Origin of the sequence: Streptomyces sp. NPDC049541 (genome assembly GCF_044465725.1) — a bacterium.
GTDB lineage: Bacteria > Actinomycetota > Actinomycetes > Streptomycetales > Streptomycetaceae > Streptomyces.
In genome coordinates this window covers 164,140-179,243 of sequence record NZ_JBITLY010000006.1, presented here as the reverse complement: position 1 = coordinate 179,243, position 15,104 = coordinate 164,140, and the positions used below count along the sequence as shown (strand labels likewise).

Sequence of the window (15,104 nt, the reverse complement as noted above, 5' to 3'; positions counted from 1 at the left end):
CTCAGACGCCCGTGCCCACGGGAGAGGCGTCGGCCGTACGGCGCCTGCGCACCGCCCAGAAGACCGTGCTGCCCGCGACGACGGTCACGCCGACGCCGATCACGCCCGCGAGGCCGCCGGAGAGGCGGGCGTCCTCGACGTCCTTGACGCCGTAGCCGGCGAGCGGGGAGCCGTCGGAGGCGTGCTGCTGGGCCCTGCTGTCGATGCCCTCGTCATGGGCGACCTTCTCCAGGCCGTCGGGGTTCGAGGAGGCGTAGAAGCTGACGAAGCCCGCGAGGACCAGGGAGGTGACCAGACCGGTGACCCACAGCGCACGGCGGGAGGCGCGCGCCGCCACGGGCGCCGGGCGGGCGGCGGGAGCGTCCACGAGTTCGCCGTTCACCCGCAGCTTGAGCTTCTGCTCCAGGCCGCGCGCGCCGTACACGAGATCCGGGCGTACGGCGATCACCGCGCCCACGGTCAGCCCCGTGATCGCCGCCTCGCCGATCCCGATCAGCACGTGCACGCCGACCATCGCGGTGGCGACCTTGCCGAGGGAGACGTCCGTGGTGCCGCCGACGGCATAGATCAGCGTGAACGCGACCGCCGCCGCCGGGACCGAGAGGAGCGCGGCGACGAAGGAGGCCACGGTGACCGAGCGGCGCCCCCGCGGGAGCAGCTTCACCAGTCCGCGGAAGACGGCGTACCCGACGACCGTCGTGACGATCGCCATGTCCGTGATGTTCACGCCGAGCGCGGTCAGACCGCCGTCCGCGAAGAGGATGCCCTGCATCAGCAGGACGACGGACACGCACAGCACGCCGGTGAAGGGCCCGACGAGGATCGCGGCGAGCGCGCCGCCGAGCAGATGGCCGCTGGTCCCCGCCGCGACGGGGAAGTTCAGCATCTGCACCGCGAAGATGAAGGCCGCGACCAGCCCGGCCAGCGGCGCCGTCCGCTCGTCCAGCTCACGGCGGGCGCCGCGCAGGCTCACGGCGATGGCGCCCGCGGCGAGGACTCCGGTCGCGGCGGAGACGGGGGCGTTGATGAATCCGTCAGGCACATGCACCGTTCGATGATAGTGCCTTGTTGCGAACTACTTGCAAGAGCGAGGGGCTCGTGACGGGAGTCTTTCCACGCCAAAGGGGCGCCCTGGGGAAAATATGGGACATTAGGAGGGGGTGGACGCACAGCTTCCACACAGGACACGCAGCGTGAGAGGGCCGTCACGATGACTGTAGTCGAGCAGTACGCACGAGCCCACCTGGTCACGGATGCGGTGGTACCGGAGGACGAGACGGTGCCGGTGGTCCTGAGGTACGACCCCGAGGTCGATCCGCGTGAGGTGCGGGTGGGGCTGCCGGGGGCGGACGAGTGGAGTTTTTCGCGGTCCCTGCTGGAACAGGGGCTGCGGGCGCCTGCCGGCAGCGGTGAGGTGCGGGTGTGGCCCTGCGGGCGGGTTCAGGCCGTCGTCGAGTTCCACTCGGCGGACGGGGTTTCGGTGGTGCAGTTCGAGTCGAAGACTCTGCTGCGGTTTCTGCGCCGCACCTATATGGCTGCGGCGCCTGTTTCCCGGTGAGTGCTTTTGTCTGCGGGCCGGTGGGGGCTTGTCGCGCCCACGTGGCGCAGCCGCACATCGACACGGCCCCGCGCCCCTTCAGGCGGCACCCCTTGGGGCGCCCCCTGAACTCAGCCGCCCAGTTTCAGCAGTGCCGCCACGATCGGGCCCGCCGTGTCGCCGCCGTGGCCGCCTGCCTGGACCACGCCTGAGGCGGCGAGGTCGCCGCAGTAGGCGGTGAACCAGCCGTTGGGCTTCTGCTGGCCGTCGACCTCGGCCGAGCCCGTCTTGGCGCCGCAGCCGGACATGCCCGCCATCGCCTTGGCCGCCGTGCCGTAGGAGGCCGTGTAGGACATGACCTCCTTGAGTTCGGCCTGGGTCCGCGAGGACATCGTGCGGGAGGCCTTCGCCAGGGTGCGGTGGTCCACCGACGGGGCGACCAGGTACGGCTGGTGGAAGGTGCCGGTCGCCACCGTCGACGACACCGACGCCATGTTCAGCGGGTTCATCCGCACCCCGCCCTGTCCGATCAGCGAGGCGCCCATCTGTGCGCCGCTCATCACGGGGATCGAGCCGTCGAAGGTCGGGACGCCGATCGACCAGTTGTTGAGGCCGAGGCCGTAGACCTGCTGGGCCTCCTGCGTCAGGTCGCTGTTGGACAGCTTCGGCGCGAAGTTGATGAAGGCGTTGTTGCAGGAGGCCCCGAAGGCCAGCTTGAACGTGCCCTGCTTGATCTCGGAGTTGTCGTCGTTGTGGAAGGTCCAGCCCGCGAGCTTGTACGTCTTGGGGCAGGGGTGCGACTGGTCGGGGTGGACGAGGTCCTTCTCGAACAGCATCGTGGAGGTGACGATCTTCATCGTGGAGCCGGGGGCCAGGGAGCCCTGGAACGCCACGTTGAAGCTGGGGTTGTGGTTCGCGACGGCGAGGATCTCACCGGTCGACGGGCGCATGACGACGACCGAGGACCGGTCCTTCGCGGCGACCTGCTTCTCGGCCGCGGCCTGGAAGACCGGGCTCAGCGTCGTGTTCACCTTGCCCGGCGTGCCCTTGGTCAGGGTCAGCAGCGTCTTGTCGGACAGCTTGGCCTTCTGCGAGGCCTTGCCGCGCACCACGTCCAGCTCGACGCCCGCCTTGCCGCCGGCGGTCTTGCCGTACTTCTCCCGCAGACCGTCGAGCACCGGGCCGAGCGAGGGGTACTTGGCGGTCGTCAGCTCGCCGCCGTGGCGGTCGTACGCCTTGACCGGCGGCGTCCCGGACTCGCCGGTCACCAGGGTGTCGCCGTCCCTCAGGTCGGGGTGGACGACGGAGGAGTGCCAGTCGACGTACGGCTTGCCGTCCTCCTTCTTGCGCACGACCGTCAGCGCGCTCTGGTACGCGAGCGGCAGCTTGGTGCCCTTGTAGGAGACCGTGCCCTTGACGGAGAAGGGCACCTTGTCGCCGGTGCGGGTGCCCTCGGTGAGGGTGGCGCCCGTGATGTGGGCGTCCTTGGTGAAACCGGTCAGCAGGGCGGTGGCCGCCGTCGGGTCGTTCGTGGCGGCGGCGGCCTGTGCCACCTTGCCCTGCTGCCAGCCCGTGAGGAAACGCTCGGCCGTCGTCTGGACCTCGGTCGCGGACAGCGGGCCGGTCTTGACGGCCTTGTGGTCGGAGGATGCGGACGTCGAGGCCGACCGGTCGTCGGCCGACGCCCCGCCGCCGTACAGCGCGTAGGCGCCGAAGCCGGCGCCGCCGATCACCACGGCGATCATCCCGCCGACCACGGCGGGTTTGGTCTTCGGTCGCTCGGCGACGCGCCTTCTGTTGCCCACTGTTCCCGTTCCTCCGAGAGATCCCCAGGGTCCCCGTTGCCCACATCCATCCCAACCAACGACGGCAACAGCCTAGAGTCCCGTCCTCAACGGGTGACTTCAGGAGCCCGTCCGTAGCACAGCTGCGACAATCGGCCCGGCCGCCGTGCCGCCGTGGCCGCCCTCCTCGGTCATGGCCGCCGCCGCCAGGTCACCCCTGAAGCCCGTGAACCAGCTGTTGGACACCGCCTGTCCGTCGACCTCCGCGGAACCGGTCTTCGCGCCGAAGTCCCCGCTCAGCCCGGCCATCGCCTGCGCCGCGGTGCCCTGGGTCGCGGTGAGATGCATCATCTGCTTCAGCTGTGCGGCGGTGCTCGCGCGCAGGCCCTTCGCGGTGGCCAGTTGACGGTCGTCGAGCTTCGGCGAGACCAGATACGGCTGCCGGAACGTGCCGGTGATGGCGGTCGCCGTGACCGACGCCATGTTCAGCGGGCTCATCTGGACCTGGCCCTGGCCGATGGCGTTCGCCGCCCGGTCCGGGCCGCTGACCGCGGGGACCTTGCCGTCGAAGGAGACGATGCCGGTCTTCCAGTCGTCCCGGCCGAGCCCGAACCGGTCCTGGGCCTCCTGGGTCAGCGAGGAGTCGTCCAGCGGCTTCTCGTCGATGAGCTTGATGAAAGCCGTGTTGCAGGAGCGCAGGAAGCTGTTGGCGAGGGTGGCCTTCTCGTTGGGCTGCATGCCCTTGAGGTTCTTGAAGGTCTGCCCCTGCCACACGGCCTCCGGAGGGCAGGGTGCCGGGCCGTTCATCGAGGTCACGCCGTTGTCGATGAGCATCGCCGCGGTGATGATCTTCATGGTGGAGCCGGGTGCCACCTCGCCCTGGAAGGCCGCGTTGAACTGGTCCCTGCGGTGGTTGGCGACCGCGAGCACCTCACCGGTGCTGGGCTTGACGGCCACCACCGACGACTGCGCGAACTTCTTCACGGCCGTCTCGGCCGCCGCCTGGGCGCTCGCGCTGATCGTGGTCTGCAGCCTGCCCGCCCTGCCCTTGGCGAGGGTGAGCAGCGAGGTGTCGCCCGCGTCCGGTGACTGGTGCTTGATCGCCAGCTCGATGCCCGGGGTGCCGCCCGCCTTGTCGCCGTACCGCTCGCGGAGGGTGTCCAGGACCGGGCCGAGCGAGGGGTACTTCTCCTTCGTCAGTACGGCCCCGTTGCGGTCCACGGCCTCGATCGGCGGGTTCGCCGCCTCGCCGGTGAACAGGGTGTCGCCCTTCTGCAGCTGCGGATGGACCACGGACGGCCGCCAGTCGACCAGCGCCCGCCCGGTGGTCCTCCCGCGCACGACGGTCAGCTCGCTCCGGTAGGTCAGGGGTTTGGACCTGCCGCCGTAGGACACCGTGGCCCTGACCGTGTAGGGGACGGTCGCGCCGTGCGCCGTGCCCGGGGTGATCTTCACGCCGGTGATGTGCGCGGCACTGCTGTAGGAGGTCAGCAGCGGTTCGGCCGCCGTGTCGTTGTTCGTGTACGTGGCCGCCTCGGCCGCCTGGCCCTTCTCCCAGGCCGCGAAGAACTTCGCCGAGGTCTCCTTGATCTCGTCGCCGCTCGGCGGACCGGTCTTCACGGACGCTCCGTCCGAGCCCCCGCCGCCGTTCAGCGCGGACACGATGTTGTACGCGCCGTACCCGGCGCCGCCCACCATCACAGCGAAGACGCTGCCGATGACGGTGATCTTGACCCCCTTGCCCATGAAGGGCTCCCTCCCCGTTCCCCGTTGGTGCCTCGCACTGTATGTGGCCCGAGGGGGAGCTGTGAGGGGTGTTTCCCTATGTTGTGTCCGTTCGGATACTCAGGAGTACTCAGAAAGGGCTGAGGCGGTCGCTACACCCAGGTATCCAGCCACATACGCGACCGCCAGTCGTCGATCGGGATCGCGGTCCCGGTGTACAGCGGCCAGAAGTAGATGAAGTTCCAGGCGATCAGCAGGACGAGCACGCCCGCCCCCGTCGCGCCCGCCACCCGGCGTGTGTCGCTCGACCCCGGTGGTCCGACGATCGCGCCCAGCAGCATCGCCACGGCCAGGCAGAGGAACGGCACGAACACGACGGCGTAGAAGAAGAAGATCGTCCGCTCCTGGTACAGGAACCAGGGCAGATAGCCGGCCGCGATGCCGCAGGCGATGGCGCCCGCCCGCCAGTCGCGGCGCAGCAGCCAGCGCCACAGGATGTACAGGACCGCGAAGCAGGCCGCCCACCACAGCATCGGGGTGCCGATCGCCAGCACCTCGCGGGCGCACTTCTGGCCCGCGCCCACGGGGCAGCCGTCCTTGCCGGGCGAGGGGGACTCGTAGAAGTACGAGACCGGGCGGCCGTCGACGATCCAGCTCCAGGGGTTGGACATGTAGGTGTGCGGCGAGTGCAGGTTGCGGTGGAACTCGTAGACCTCGTGCTCGTAGTGCCACAGGCTGCGCCACCAGTCGGGGAAGAGCCAGGTCCAGTTGCCGCCCCTGCCGTCGGTGGCGGCCCAGTTGCGGAAGTAGCCGCCCTTGCCGTTGGTGGGGGAGAGGATCCAGCCGGTCCAGGAGACCAGGTAGACGGTGACGGCGATCCACGACATCACCAGCCATGAGACGACCGACTCGACCACGAACACGGCGGAGAGCCGGTGGGGCGCGCCGGCGACCTTGCGCGCGCCGACGTCCCACAGGACGGTCATCAGGCCGAAGAAGACCAGGATGTACAGGCCGTTCCACTTCGTGCCGATCGCGAGCCCCATCAGGAGCGCCGCCGCCCAGCGCCAGGGGCGCAGCCCCAGCCACGTGGTCGCCGCGATGTGCGCGTCGGGCCGGGCCCGGCCGTCCGGGCCGACCGGCAGTGCGGCCGCGAGTTTCTCGCGCGCCTTGTCCCGGTCGATGACCAGGCAGCCGAACGCGGCCAGCACGAAGAACATCAGCACGCCGTCGAGCAGCGAGGTGCGGGCCATCACGAAGGCCAGTCCGTCGACCGCCATCAGCGATCCCGCGAGGCAGCCGAGGAAGGTCGAGCGGAAGATGCGGCGGCCGATGCGGCACAGCATCAGGACCGAGAGCGTGCCCAGCAGCGCGGTCATGAACCGCCAGCCGAAGGGGTTGAACCCGAAGATCAGCTCCCCGAGCCCGATGACGTACTTGCCGACCGGCGGATGCACCACGTACGCCGCGTCCGTCGGGATCTTGACGTGCCCGTTCAGCGCCAGGATCTGGTCGTTGGCGTTCTTGTCCCAGTTGACCTCGAAGCCGCGGTGGACGAGCGCCCAGGCGTCCTTGGCGTAGTACGTCTCGTCGAATATCACCGCCTTCGGGCTGCCCAGGTGCCAGAACCGCGTCACGCCGGCCATCAGCGTGACCAGCAGCGGGCCGCCCCAGGCCGACCAGCGGGTGATCCGCTCGATGAGCGCAGGCGGCACCCCGAGCACCTGCCAGATCCGCGGGCTGGGCTGCACGTACGGCGGCACCAGACGCTCGCGGACGTCGCTTCTCGGCCCGGCCGTGTAGCCGAAACGGCGCAGCCGCTGCTGCCACGACGGCCGCTGGTCCTGCGGGCTCTGGCCTTGCCGGGTGTCCGGGGAGGACGCGGTACTGGTCACCGCGCCATCGTAGGGAACCGTTCTGTGTGAGTCCCGTGCATGGGTCGTAAGGGCTCGGATGCGTCCCCCTCGGTGCGGCCCTGGGAGGATGGGGGCGTGACCGGAATCCTCGTACTTGCAGGCACCCCCATCGGCGACATCGCGGACGCGCCGCCCCGGCTGGCCGAGGAGCTGGCGGGGGCCGATGTCGTCGCAGCCGAGGACACCCGGCGGCTCAGGCGGCTGACGCAGGCCCTGGGCGTCACGCCCAAGGGGCGGATCGTGTCGTACTTCGAGGGCAACGAGAGCGCCCGTACGCCCGAACTCGTCGAGGAACTCGTCGGCGGTGCGCGAGTGCTGCTCGTCACGGATGCCGGGATGCCGTCGGTGTCCGACCCGGGGTACCGGCTGGTCGCCGCCGCCGTGGAGAAGGACATCCGGGTCACCGCCGTGCCCGGGCCGTCCGCCGTGCTCACCGCGCTCGCGCTGTCCGGGCTGCCTGTCGACCGGTTCTGCTTCGAGGGCTTTTTGCCGCGCAAGGCGGGCGAGCGGCTGACCCGGCTGAAGGAGGTCGCCGAGGAGCGCCGGACCCTCGTCTACTTCGAGGCCCCGCACCGCCTCGACGACACCCTCGCCGCCATGGCCGAGGTCTTCGGCACCGAGCGGCGCGCCGCCGTCTGCCGGGAGCTGACCAAGACGTACGAGGAGGTCAGGCGGGGCGGGCTCGGCGAGCTGGCCGCCTGGGCCGCCGAGGGTGTGCGCGGTGAGATCACCGTGGTCGTCGAGGGCGCCCCGGAGAAGGGACCCGAGGAACTCGACGCCGCCGAACTGGTGCGCAGGGTGCGGGTGCGGGAGGAGGCGGGGGAGCGGCGAAAAGAAGCCATTGCGGCGGTTGCGGCAGAGGCCGGACTTCCCAAAAGGGAAGTGTTCGACGCCGTTGTGGCCGCGAAGAATGCCTCTTCGGCCAGTGGTTCGTGAGGCTTTCGTGAAATCCGCCACACCCCCTCTGAGCAGGGCGCATCTCGCCTGAGCGAGCGCCCCACAAAAGGGCAAAGCAAGGTCGTGAAAAGCAAAGCCCAGACCGCTGAGCGGGGCCGCTCTGGCAAGGAAAATCCAAATCGGCTCCAACAGTCGACAGGGCTGATGCATTCGCTCCGCCAGAAGCGTCCACTGGTTGAAGGGACGCACCCGTTCCTTGGTCCAGCAGATCAAGAGGAGCTGGCATGAGCGAGATCTCAGGGCAGTCCGGCCTCCGCGGCACGGCCACCGCAGTCGTCCACGAGTCGTACTCCTTCGCCTGCATGCGCTGCGGGCACGGCTGGGAGCAGTCGTACGAGATAGAGCACCACAACGACGCCGAGGGTCACGAGTTCGTGATGTACGTGGCCGAGGGGCAGGTCGTGCCGTCTCCGTTGTCCAAGCCCACCTGCCAGAACTGCGACAACCACGTCGTGCGGATCATGCGACCCGGGCAGGTCTCGTCGGTGCGCGACGCGGTGCACAGGCAGCAGCGGCGGACACCGCAGACCGAGGCCCAGGAGCCCGCAGCCGAGGGCGCCGAGGCGGGCGAGCGGGACCACCACTGGCATCTCTCGGATCTCCTGCACCCCTTCCAGCGCAAGGCGAGCTGACAGCTCCGGCGGCCGGGCGGGCATGCCCCTTTCGTAGGATCGGAGCATGCCCTCCTCAAGCTCCGGCGAGAAGACCGTCCAGAAGAACGCGGCGCCGCCGCTCCCGGAACCCCTCCGGGTGGCCGTCGCCGACTCCCACACCCACCTCGACATGCAGAACGGCACGGTCGAGGAGGGCCTCGCGAAGGCCGCTTCGGTGGGTGTGACGACGGTCGTGCAGGTCGGCTGCGACCTTCGGGGCTCGCAGTGGGCCGCCGAGACGGCGGGACGGTACGAGGCCGTCCACGCGACGGTGGCCCTGCACCCCAACGAGGCGCCGCGCATCGTCCACGGCGACCCCGACGGCTGGTCCAGGCAGGGCGCGCGGGAGGCGGGAGGCACGGCGGCGCTCGACGAGGCGCTCGGGCAGATCGACGCGCTGGCCGGGCTCGCCCAGGTCAAGGGCGTCGGCGAGACGGGTCTCGACTACTTCCGCACCGGCCCCGAGGGCAAGGAGGCGCAGGAGGCCTCCTTCCGCGCCCACATCGAGATCGCCAAGCGGCACGGCAAGGCCCTCGTCATCCACGACCGCGACGCCCACGCCGATGTGCTGCGCATCCTCAAGGAGGAGGGCGCGCCCGAGCGGACGGTGTTCCACTGCTACTCCGGGGACGCAGAGATGGCTCAGGTGTGCGCCCGCGCCGGGTACTTCATGTCCTTCGCCGGCAACGTCACCTTCAAGAACGCCCAGCATCTGCGGGACGCGCTCGCCCTGGCGCCCCTGGAACTGGTCCTGGTGGAGACCGACGCGCCCTTCCTCACACCGGCGCCGTACCGCGGACGGCCCAATGCGCCGTATCTCATTCCGGTCACGGTGCGCGCCATGGCCGCCGTGCGCGGCATCGAGGAGGACGCGCTGGCGACGGCCCTGGCGGCGAACACGGCCCGCGCCTTCGGCTACCGAGCGTAGTCGTCCATAACCCTACGATCAGGCCCCGGCGGACTCGCGTTCGCCGCGACTGTAACTCTTCGTAATGACGCCGCTTTGGAGAGTGATACGGGCTCCGCTAGGTTCTGGTGCCCGATCCGGACCCCTCTGGACCCCTACGGCCCCTGGAGCGTGTCGGCGTGAGCAACTCGCAGTACTCCCAGAACCCGCAGTACTGGCAGTACGGGACGTATGAGGCGTACGACCCGGCGTATCCGCCGGCGTACGCCTACGACGTGCACAGCGCGCAGACCCTGGCCTACGGGGTGCCCGGGGCGTACGAGGACACGTACCGGCCCGCCTACGAGGCGGCCCAGGTACCCGAGCCGCCGCTTCCGCGGCAGGTGGGGAGCGCGGCGGGCGAGGAAGTGCCCGCGCCCGCCGCGCCCGCCGCGCGCGCCGGAACGGGACGCAGGCGCCGGGCCGCACGCCGGCGCCGGGCGCGGCCCATCGAGCTCCCGGACGGCTCGATGCGCCGGCTGCTGCCGCAGGCGCTGGTCGTCGCCTTCCTGGCCGGCGGCACCACCGCCTTCGTCGCCAAGGACAAGGCCATCGAGCTGAACGTCGACGGCAAGCCGCGCACCCTGCACACCTTCGCCGACGACGTGACCGAACTGCTCGCACAGGAGAGCGTCGAGGTGGGGGCGCACGACGTGGTCGCGCCCGCCCCCGGCACGGCGATCCGCAGCGGTGACGAGATCGTGGTGCAGTACGGGCGCCCCGTGCGGCTCACCATCGACGGGCACCAGCGCGAGGTGTGGACGACGGCGGACACCGTGCAGGAGGCGCTCGAGGAGATGGGGGTGCGGGCGCAGGGCGCGTATCTGTCCGCCGCGCGCTCCCGGCACATCGGACGCGCGGGGCTCTCGCTCGACGTGCGCACCGAGCGTTCGGTGACGGTCATGGCCGACGGCCACGCACGGACGGTCCGCACGAACGCGGCGACCGTGCAGGAGGTCGTCGAGGAGGCCGGGATCTTGCTGCACGGCGAGGACACCACCTCCGTGCCGGCGGACAGCTTCCCGCGCGACGGGCAGACGGTCACCGTGCTGCGGGTCACCGGCTCCAAGGAGGTACGCGAGGAGGAGATCCCGTTCAAGGTGCAGCGGGAGGAGGACCCCGGGCTGTTCAAGGGGACGGAGGTCGTCGACCGGGTGGGCCAGCCGGGGCTGCGGCGGATCACGTACTCCCTGCGCATCGTCAACGGGGTCCGGCAGAAGCCGCGCCTGGCCGGTACCGAGGTGGTGCGCGAGCCGCGGGCGCAGGTCGTGAAGGTGGGCACGAAGCCGCTCCCGACGTCCGTGCGCGGGGCCGACGACCTGAACTGGAAGGGCCTCGCGGCCTGCGAGTCGGGCGGCCGCCCGCACGCCGTGGACCCCTCTGGCACCTACGGCGGCCTCTACCAGCTGGAGTCCCGCACCTGGCAGAGCCTCGGCGGCACCGGCCGCCCCGAGGACGCGTCCCCGGCAGAACAGACGGCCCGTGCGAAGAAGCTGTATGTACGGCGGGGGGCGAGCCCTTGGCCGCACTGCGGGGCACGGCTGCACGGCTGAAACCAGTTGTCGCAGCCCGCGTGGCCTGCGGGCAGTCGTGCCGCTAAGGGCGGCACGGGTGGGCGCAGGCGGCACCCCGTAGCGCCGGGCTGCGCACCCGCCCCCCGCCCAGCGCAGCGCCGGGTGCCCTGGCAACCCCCGCACCCGCACCCCCGTACCCTTGTCGAGTGAGCAGCCCCACCCCCGACGCCCTCCTGGGCCCCGCCGACATCCGCGAACTGGCGGCAGCCCTCGGCGTCCGCCCCACCAAGCAGCGCGGCCAGAACTTCGTGATCGACGCCAACACGGTGCGCCGTATCGTCCGCACCGCCGACGTCCGCCCGGACGACGTGGTCGTCGAGGTCGGCCCGGGGCTCGGCTCGCTCACCCTGGCGCTGCTGGAGGTCGCCGACCGCGTCACCGCCGTCGAGATCGACGACGTACTGGCCGCGGCGCTGCCCGCCACCATCGCGGCCCGCATGCCCGACCGCGCCGACCGTTTCGCGCTCGTCCACTCCGACGCGATGCACGTGACCGAGCTGCCGGGCCCCGCCCCCACGGCGCTCGTCGCGAACCTCCCCTACAACGTCGCCGTCCCCGTCCTCCTGCACATGCTCGAGACCTTCCCGAGCATCGAACGCACCCTGGTCATGGTCCAGTCGGAGGTCGCCGACCGCCTCGCCGCCGCGCCCGGCTCGAAGGTGTACGGCGTCCCGTCCGTGAAGGCCAACTGGTACGCCGAGGTCAAGCGGGCCGGCGCCATCGGCCGCAACGTCTTCTGGCCGGCGCCGAACGTCGACAGCGGCCTCGTCTCGCTGGTCCGCCGCACCGAGCCGCTGAAGACCACCGCCTCACGGCGCGAGGTGTTCGCCGTGGTCGACGCGGCCTTCGCCCAGCGGCGCAAGACGCTGCGGGCCGCGCTCGCCGGCTGGGCCGGATCGCCCGCGGCGGCGGAGGCCGCCCTCGTCGCCGCCGGGGTGTCGCCGCAGGCGCGCGGGGAGGCCCTGACGGTCGAGGAGTTCGCCCGTATCGCAGAAAGCAAGGAGCCGGGTCAGAAGTGAGCGTCACCGTACGCGTCCCCGCCAAGGTCAACGTCCAGCTCGCGGTGGGTGCGGCCCGCCCCGACGGCTTCCACGACCTGGCCAATGTCTTCCTGGCGGTCGGCCTCTACGACGAGGTCACCGTGACGCCCGCAGACGAGCTGCGCATCACCTGCGAGGGGCCGGACGCCGACCAGGTGCCCCTGGACCGTACGAACCTTGCGGCGCGCGCGGCCCTCGAACTGGCCCGGCGGCGGGGCATCGAACCGGCCGTGCACATCCACATCGCCAAGGACATCCCGGTCGCCGGTGGCATGGCGGGCGGCAGCGCGGACGGCGCGGGTGCGCTGCTGGCCTGCAACACGCTGTGGCAGGCGGGCGCGTCGCGGGCCGAACTCCTCGCCATCTGCGCCGAGTTGGGCAGCGATGTGCCGTTCAGCCTGGTGGGCGGGGCGGCGCTGGGCACCGGGCGCGGCGAGCAGCTGCGCACGCTGGAGGTCGGCGGCACCTTCCACTGGGTGTTCGCGATGGCCGACCGCGGTCTTTCCACCCCGGCCGTCTTCCGCGAGTTCGACCGGCTGGCGGAGGGGTGGGAGATCCCGGAGCCGGTGGCTTCGGGGGAGCTGCTGGAGGCGCTGGCCAAGGGGGACGTGCAGGCACTGGCCGTCGCCGTCTCCAATGACCTTCAGCCTGCGGCGTTGTCGCTGTTCCCGGAGCTGGCGGACACGCTGGATGCGGGGCGGGGTGCCGGCGCGCTCGCCGCGCTGGTCTCCGGCTCCGGGCCCACGACGGCGTTCCTCGCGCGTGATGCCGAGTCGGCGGAGAAGGTGACCCAGGCTCTGCGGGCGTCGGGGACGTGCCGGGCGGCGCGGGCTGCAGCGGGGCCGGTGGCGGGGGCGACGGTGGTCTGAGCGGAGGGGCTCAGAGTTCGTCGATCTCCGTCAGATCGATGTCGATGGGGTACGGCTTGTCGACCTTGATGCGGTCCCGATAGGTTCCGGCCGAGCGGTACGCGCCCGTGGCCGCCGAGAGTTCGAAGACCTCGACGACGGGATGGTCGTCGGGCCCGCTCATCTCGACAAGCCAGTAGTGCTGGATACCCGCCGCGGCGTACTTGTGCGTCTTGGTGAGCCGGTCGCGAGCCTCGGACTCCGGCGAGATGACCTCTACGGCGAGCACGACGTCTTTCCCCTCGAAGTACGTCTGGGTCAGTCCCTTCTTCGCGGCAGCCTTGATGACGGAGACGTCGGGCTCGGGGCCGTTGCGTCGGTCCAGCACCACCGTCATTTCACGTGCGACCTTCAGATCGGACGGCATGGTTCGGCGCAGGCCAGTCACCAGCAGGTCAATCGCGGCGAAGTGGAAATAACGCTGCGGGCTCACAAGGACCAAGCTCCCGTCGATCAGCTCTGTGTGCGGCGGGAGATCCGGCAAGGTGAGCAAGTCGTCGACGGTGTATCCGTCCAGCGGGGGCATCCGCCATCCGGTCTGCTCAGCACGCTCGGCAGTCATAGTTCCTCCCATGGGCGGGATCCTGCGGCCTGCCTTCCCACCGTAGCGGCCCGTTCCCGATCACGTCATCACAAAGAGTGACCACGCCGATCACGCGGAACCAGAGGGGCGGCGCCGGAGCATGACGCCATGCGCGATCTTCGCGTGATCTTCACGCGGAAGTGCCGGATTTCCACAGGGATGTACTGCAATCGCAGTACTGATGGGGCCGGTGGGGCCAATAGGGTCGGTTGAGCTTTCAAGCGCCCCGTGTGGCGCGTCTATGCCCCCTGCACAGCCGAAGGGTCACGCACGTGTCCGAATCCCCCACACCCTCCCCTGCTCATCGTAGGAAGCGCTCTCTGTCCCGTCGCGGCGTGATCGGTGCCGCCGCGGCCGTGGCCGGCGCGGCCGCCGTGACCCCGGCGGTCTTCGCGGCCACCGACTCCGGCTCCGGTGACGGAGACGGCAGCGGTTCCGGCTCCTCCGGTACGACGCCTGAGAAGTTCCCCGCCACCCGGACCGAGGCCGCCACCGGCACCGGCGAGGCCACCACCGCCTTCGCCGCCTCCTACGTCGGTCTGCGCTGGTCCGGCGCGAAGGACGGCGCCGCGATCCGCCTCGCGGACGGTGACTGGCAGACCGTGACCGCGGGCTGCTCGGCCGTCGAGGACGGGGGCAGCGCGCTGGTGGCGGCCCAGAACGCCACCGCCTACGAGGTGAAGGCGTCGGGCGGAGTGTCCGCCGTGGCCTCGCTGGCGATCGACGTCACCGACGGCCCCGGCCGCACCTTCCACGTGCCCAGCGAGCCGACGCGCGTACGCGGTGTGCGCTACCTCTCCCGCCCGGCGTGGGGCGCCGACGAGTCCAAGCGGTACAAGGACGGCAAGGTCAACTCGCCCGAGCAGTACTTCCCGTTGCAGATCATCACGGTCCACCACACCGCCACCCCGAACAACGATCCCGACCCGGCCGCGACGGTACGCGCGATCTATGAGCTCCACGCGATCACCAACGACTGGGGCGACATCGGCTACCACTTCCTCATCGACGAGTCCGGCACCGTCTACGAGGGGCGTTACTCCGGCGACGACGGCATCCCCGCCTTCAACCTGGACGGCGACCTCGTCACCGGCTTCCACTCCGTGGGCTACAACTCCGGCGCCCTCGGCATCGCCCTCATCGGCACGCTCACGGAGAACGGCCCCACGGACGCGGCCAAGGACTCCCTGATCCGGCTGATCAAGGTGATCTGCCGGTTCAAGGGCCTCGACCCCCAGGCGAGGGTCACCTACGTGAACCCCGTCAACGGCACGAAGAAGGACACGAACACCATCGGCGGCCACCGCGACTACTTCGCCACCGAGTGCCCCGGCCAGGTGATGTACGACCTGCTCGGCGAGATCCGCGCGGACGCAGCCCGCTGACCTGCGGTCCTCTGTCGCGGGATCGGTCACCGGCCGGCGCACATTAGGCTGGGAGGCTGACCCCCGCGGCCGAGCCGCATGTCGAGCACAGCCCCC

The 15,104-nt window shown here is 70.7% G+C and carries 13 protein-coding genes; 8 read left to right on the top strand and 5 right to left on the bottom strand.

The genetic code is table 11. The features are described 5' to 3' along the window. Position 1: 1 nt before the first annotated feature. The gene (locus ACIBW9_RS23340) at positions 2-1,048 is read right to left on the bottom strand and encodes an energy-coupling factor ABC transporter permease (RefSeq protein ID WP_398957936.1); all 1,047 of its coding nucleotides are present in this window, start codon (positions 1,046-1,048) and stop codon (positions 2-4) included. A 162-nt stretch (positions 1,049-1,210) separates the two neighbouring features. On the opposite strand from ACIBW9_RS23340, the gene ACIBW9_RS23335 reads away from it, so the two are divergent. Next, positions 1,211-1,558, top strand: coding sequence for an SsgA family sporulation/cell division regulator (locus ACIBW9_RS23335; RefSeq protein WP_398957934.1), 348 nt, complete (start codon positions 1,211-1,213; stop codon positions 1,556-1,558). A 110-nt stretch (positions 1,559-1,668) separates the two neighbouring features. Here the strand turns inward: ACIBW9_RS23335 and ACIBW9_RS23330 are convergent, their stop codons facing one another. The 3 genes from ACIBW9_RS23330 to ACIBW9_RS23320 all read right to left on the bottom strand — a co-directional run bounded on the left by ACIBW9_RS23330 (position 1,669) and on the right by ACIBW9_RS23320 (position 6,941). Continuing rightward, positions 1,669-3,342, bottom strand: a complete 1,674-nt coding sequence (locus ACIBW9_RS23330; RefSeq protein WP_398957932.1) for a penicillin-binding transpeptidase domain-containing protein — start codon at positions 3,340-3,342, stop codon at positions 1,669-1,671. Positions 3,343-3,441: 99 nt separating this feature from the next. Further along, positions 3,442-5,067, bottom strand: coding sequence for a penicillin-binding transpeptidase domain-containing protein (locus ACIBW9_RS23325; RefSeq protein WP_398957930.1), 1,626 nt, complete (start codon positions 5,065-5,067; stop codon positions 3,442-3,444). Positions 5,068-5,198: 131 nt separating this feature from the next. Next, positions 5,199-6,941, bottom strand: coding sequence for a dolichyl-phosphate-mannose--protein mannosyltransferase (locus ACIBW9_RS23320; RefSeq protein WP_398957928.1), 1,743 nt, complete (start codon positions 6,939-6,941; stop codon positions 5,199-5,201). Positions 6,942-7,037: 96 nt separating this feature from the next. Between ACIBW9_RS23320 and rsmI the strand changes: the two genes are divergently transcribed. The 6 genes from rsmI (at position 7,038) to ACIBW9_RS23290 (ending at position 13,001) form a co-directional block, all read left to right on the top strand. Beyond that, a complete protein-coding gene (rsmI, locus tag ACIBW9_RS23315) occupies positions 7,038-7,898 on the top strand; it encodes a 16S rRNA (cytidine(1402)-2'-O)-methyltransferase (RefSeq protein ID WP_398957926.1) in 861 nt (286 codons plus the stop codon). Positions 7,899-8,143: 245 nt separating this feature from the next. After that, entirely contained in the window at positions 8,144-8,551 is a 408-nt protein-coding gene (locus ACIBW9_RS23310) for a hypothetical protein (protein WP_398957925.1), read from the top strand. A 46-nt stretch (positions 8,552-8,597) separates the two neighbouring features. After that, positions 8,598-9,500, top strand: coding sequence for a TatD family hydrolase (locus ACIBW9_RS23305; RefSeq protein ID WP_398957923.1), 903 nt, complete (start codon positions 8,598-8,600; stop codon positions 9,498-9,500). Positions 9,501-9,658: 158 nt separating this feature from the next. Beyond that, complete coding sequence (locus ACIBW9_RS23300) at positions 9,659-11,071, top strand: ubiquitin-like domain-containing protein (RefSeq protein ID WP_398957921.1); 1,413 nt, start codon at positions 9,659-9,661, stop codon at positions 11,069-11,071. 167 nt (positions 11,072-11,238) lie between these two features. Next, on the top strand, positions 11,239-12,111 hold the full coding sequence (gene rsmA / locus ACIBW9_RS23295) for a 16S rRNA (adenine(1518)-N(6)/adenine(1519)-N(6))-dimethyltransferase RsmA (protein ID WP_398957919.1): 873 nt from the start codon (positions 11,239-11,241) through the stop codon (positions 12,109-12,111). Next, positions 12,108-13,001, top strand: coding sequence for a 4-(cytidine 5'-diphospho)-2-C-methyl-D-erythritol kinase (locus ACIBW9_RS23290; protein ID WP_398957916.1), 894 nt, complete (start codon positions 12,108-12,110; stop codon positions 12,999-13,001). Before rsmA ends, ACIBW9_RS23290 begins: the two co-directional genes overlap by 4 nt. Positions 13,002-13,011: 10 nt before the next feature. Here the strand turns inward: ACIBW9_RS23290 and ACIBW9_RS23285 are convergent, their stop codons facing one another. Further along, complete coding sequence (locus ACIBW9_RS23285) at positions 13,012-13,602, bottom strand: Uma2 family endonuclease (RefSeq protein ID WP_398957914.1); 591 nt, start codon at positions 13,600-13,602, stop codon at positions 13,012-13,014. Positions 13,603-13,958: 356 nt separating this feature from the next. Here ACIBW9_RS23285 and ACIBW9_RS23280 point away from each other — a divergent pair, with 356 nt between their 5' ends. Beyond that, positions 13,959-15,008, top strand: coding sequence for a peptidoglycan recognition family protein (locus ACIBW9_RS23280; protein ID WP_398957912.1), 1,050 nt, complete (start codon positions 13,959-13,961; stop codon positions 15,006-15,008). Positions 15,009-15,104 lie beyond the last annotated feature (96 nt).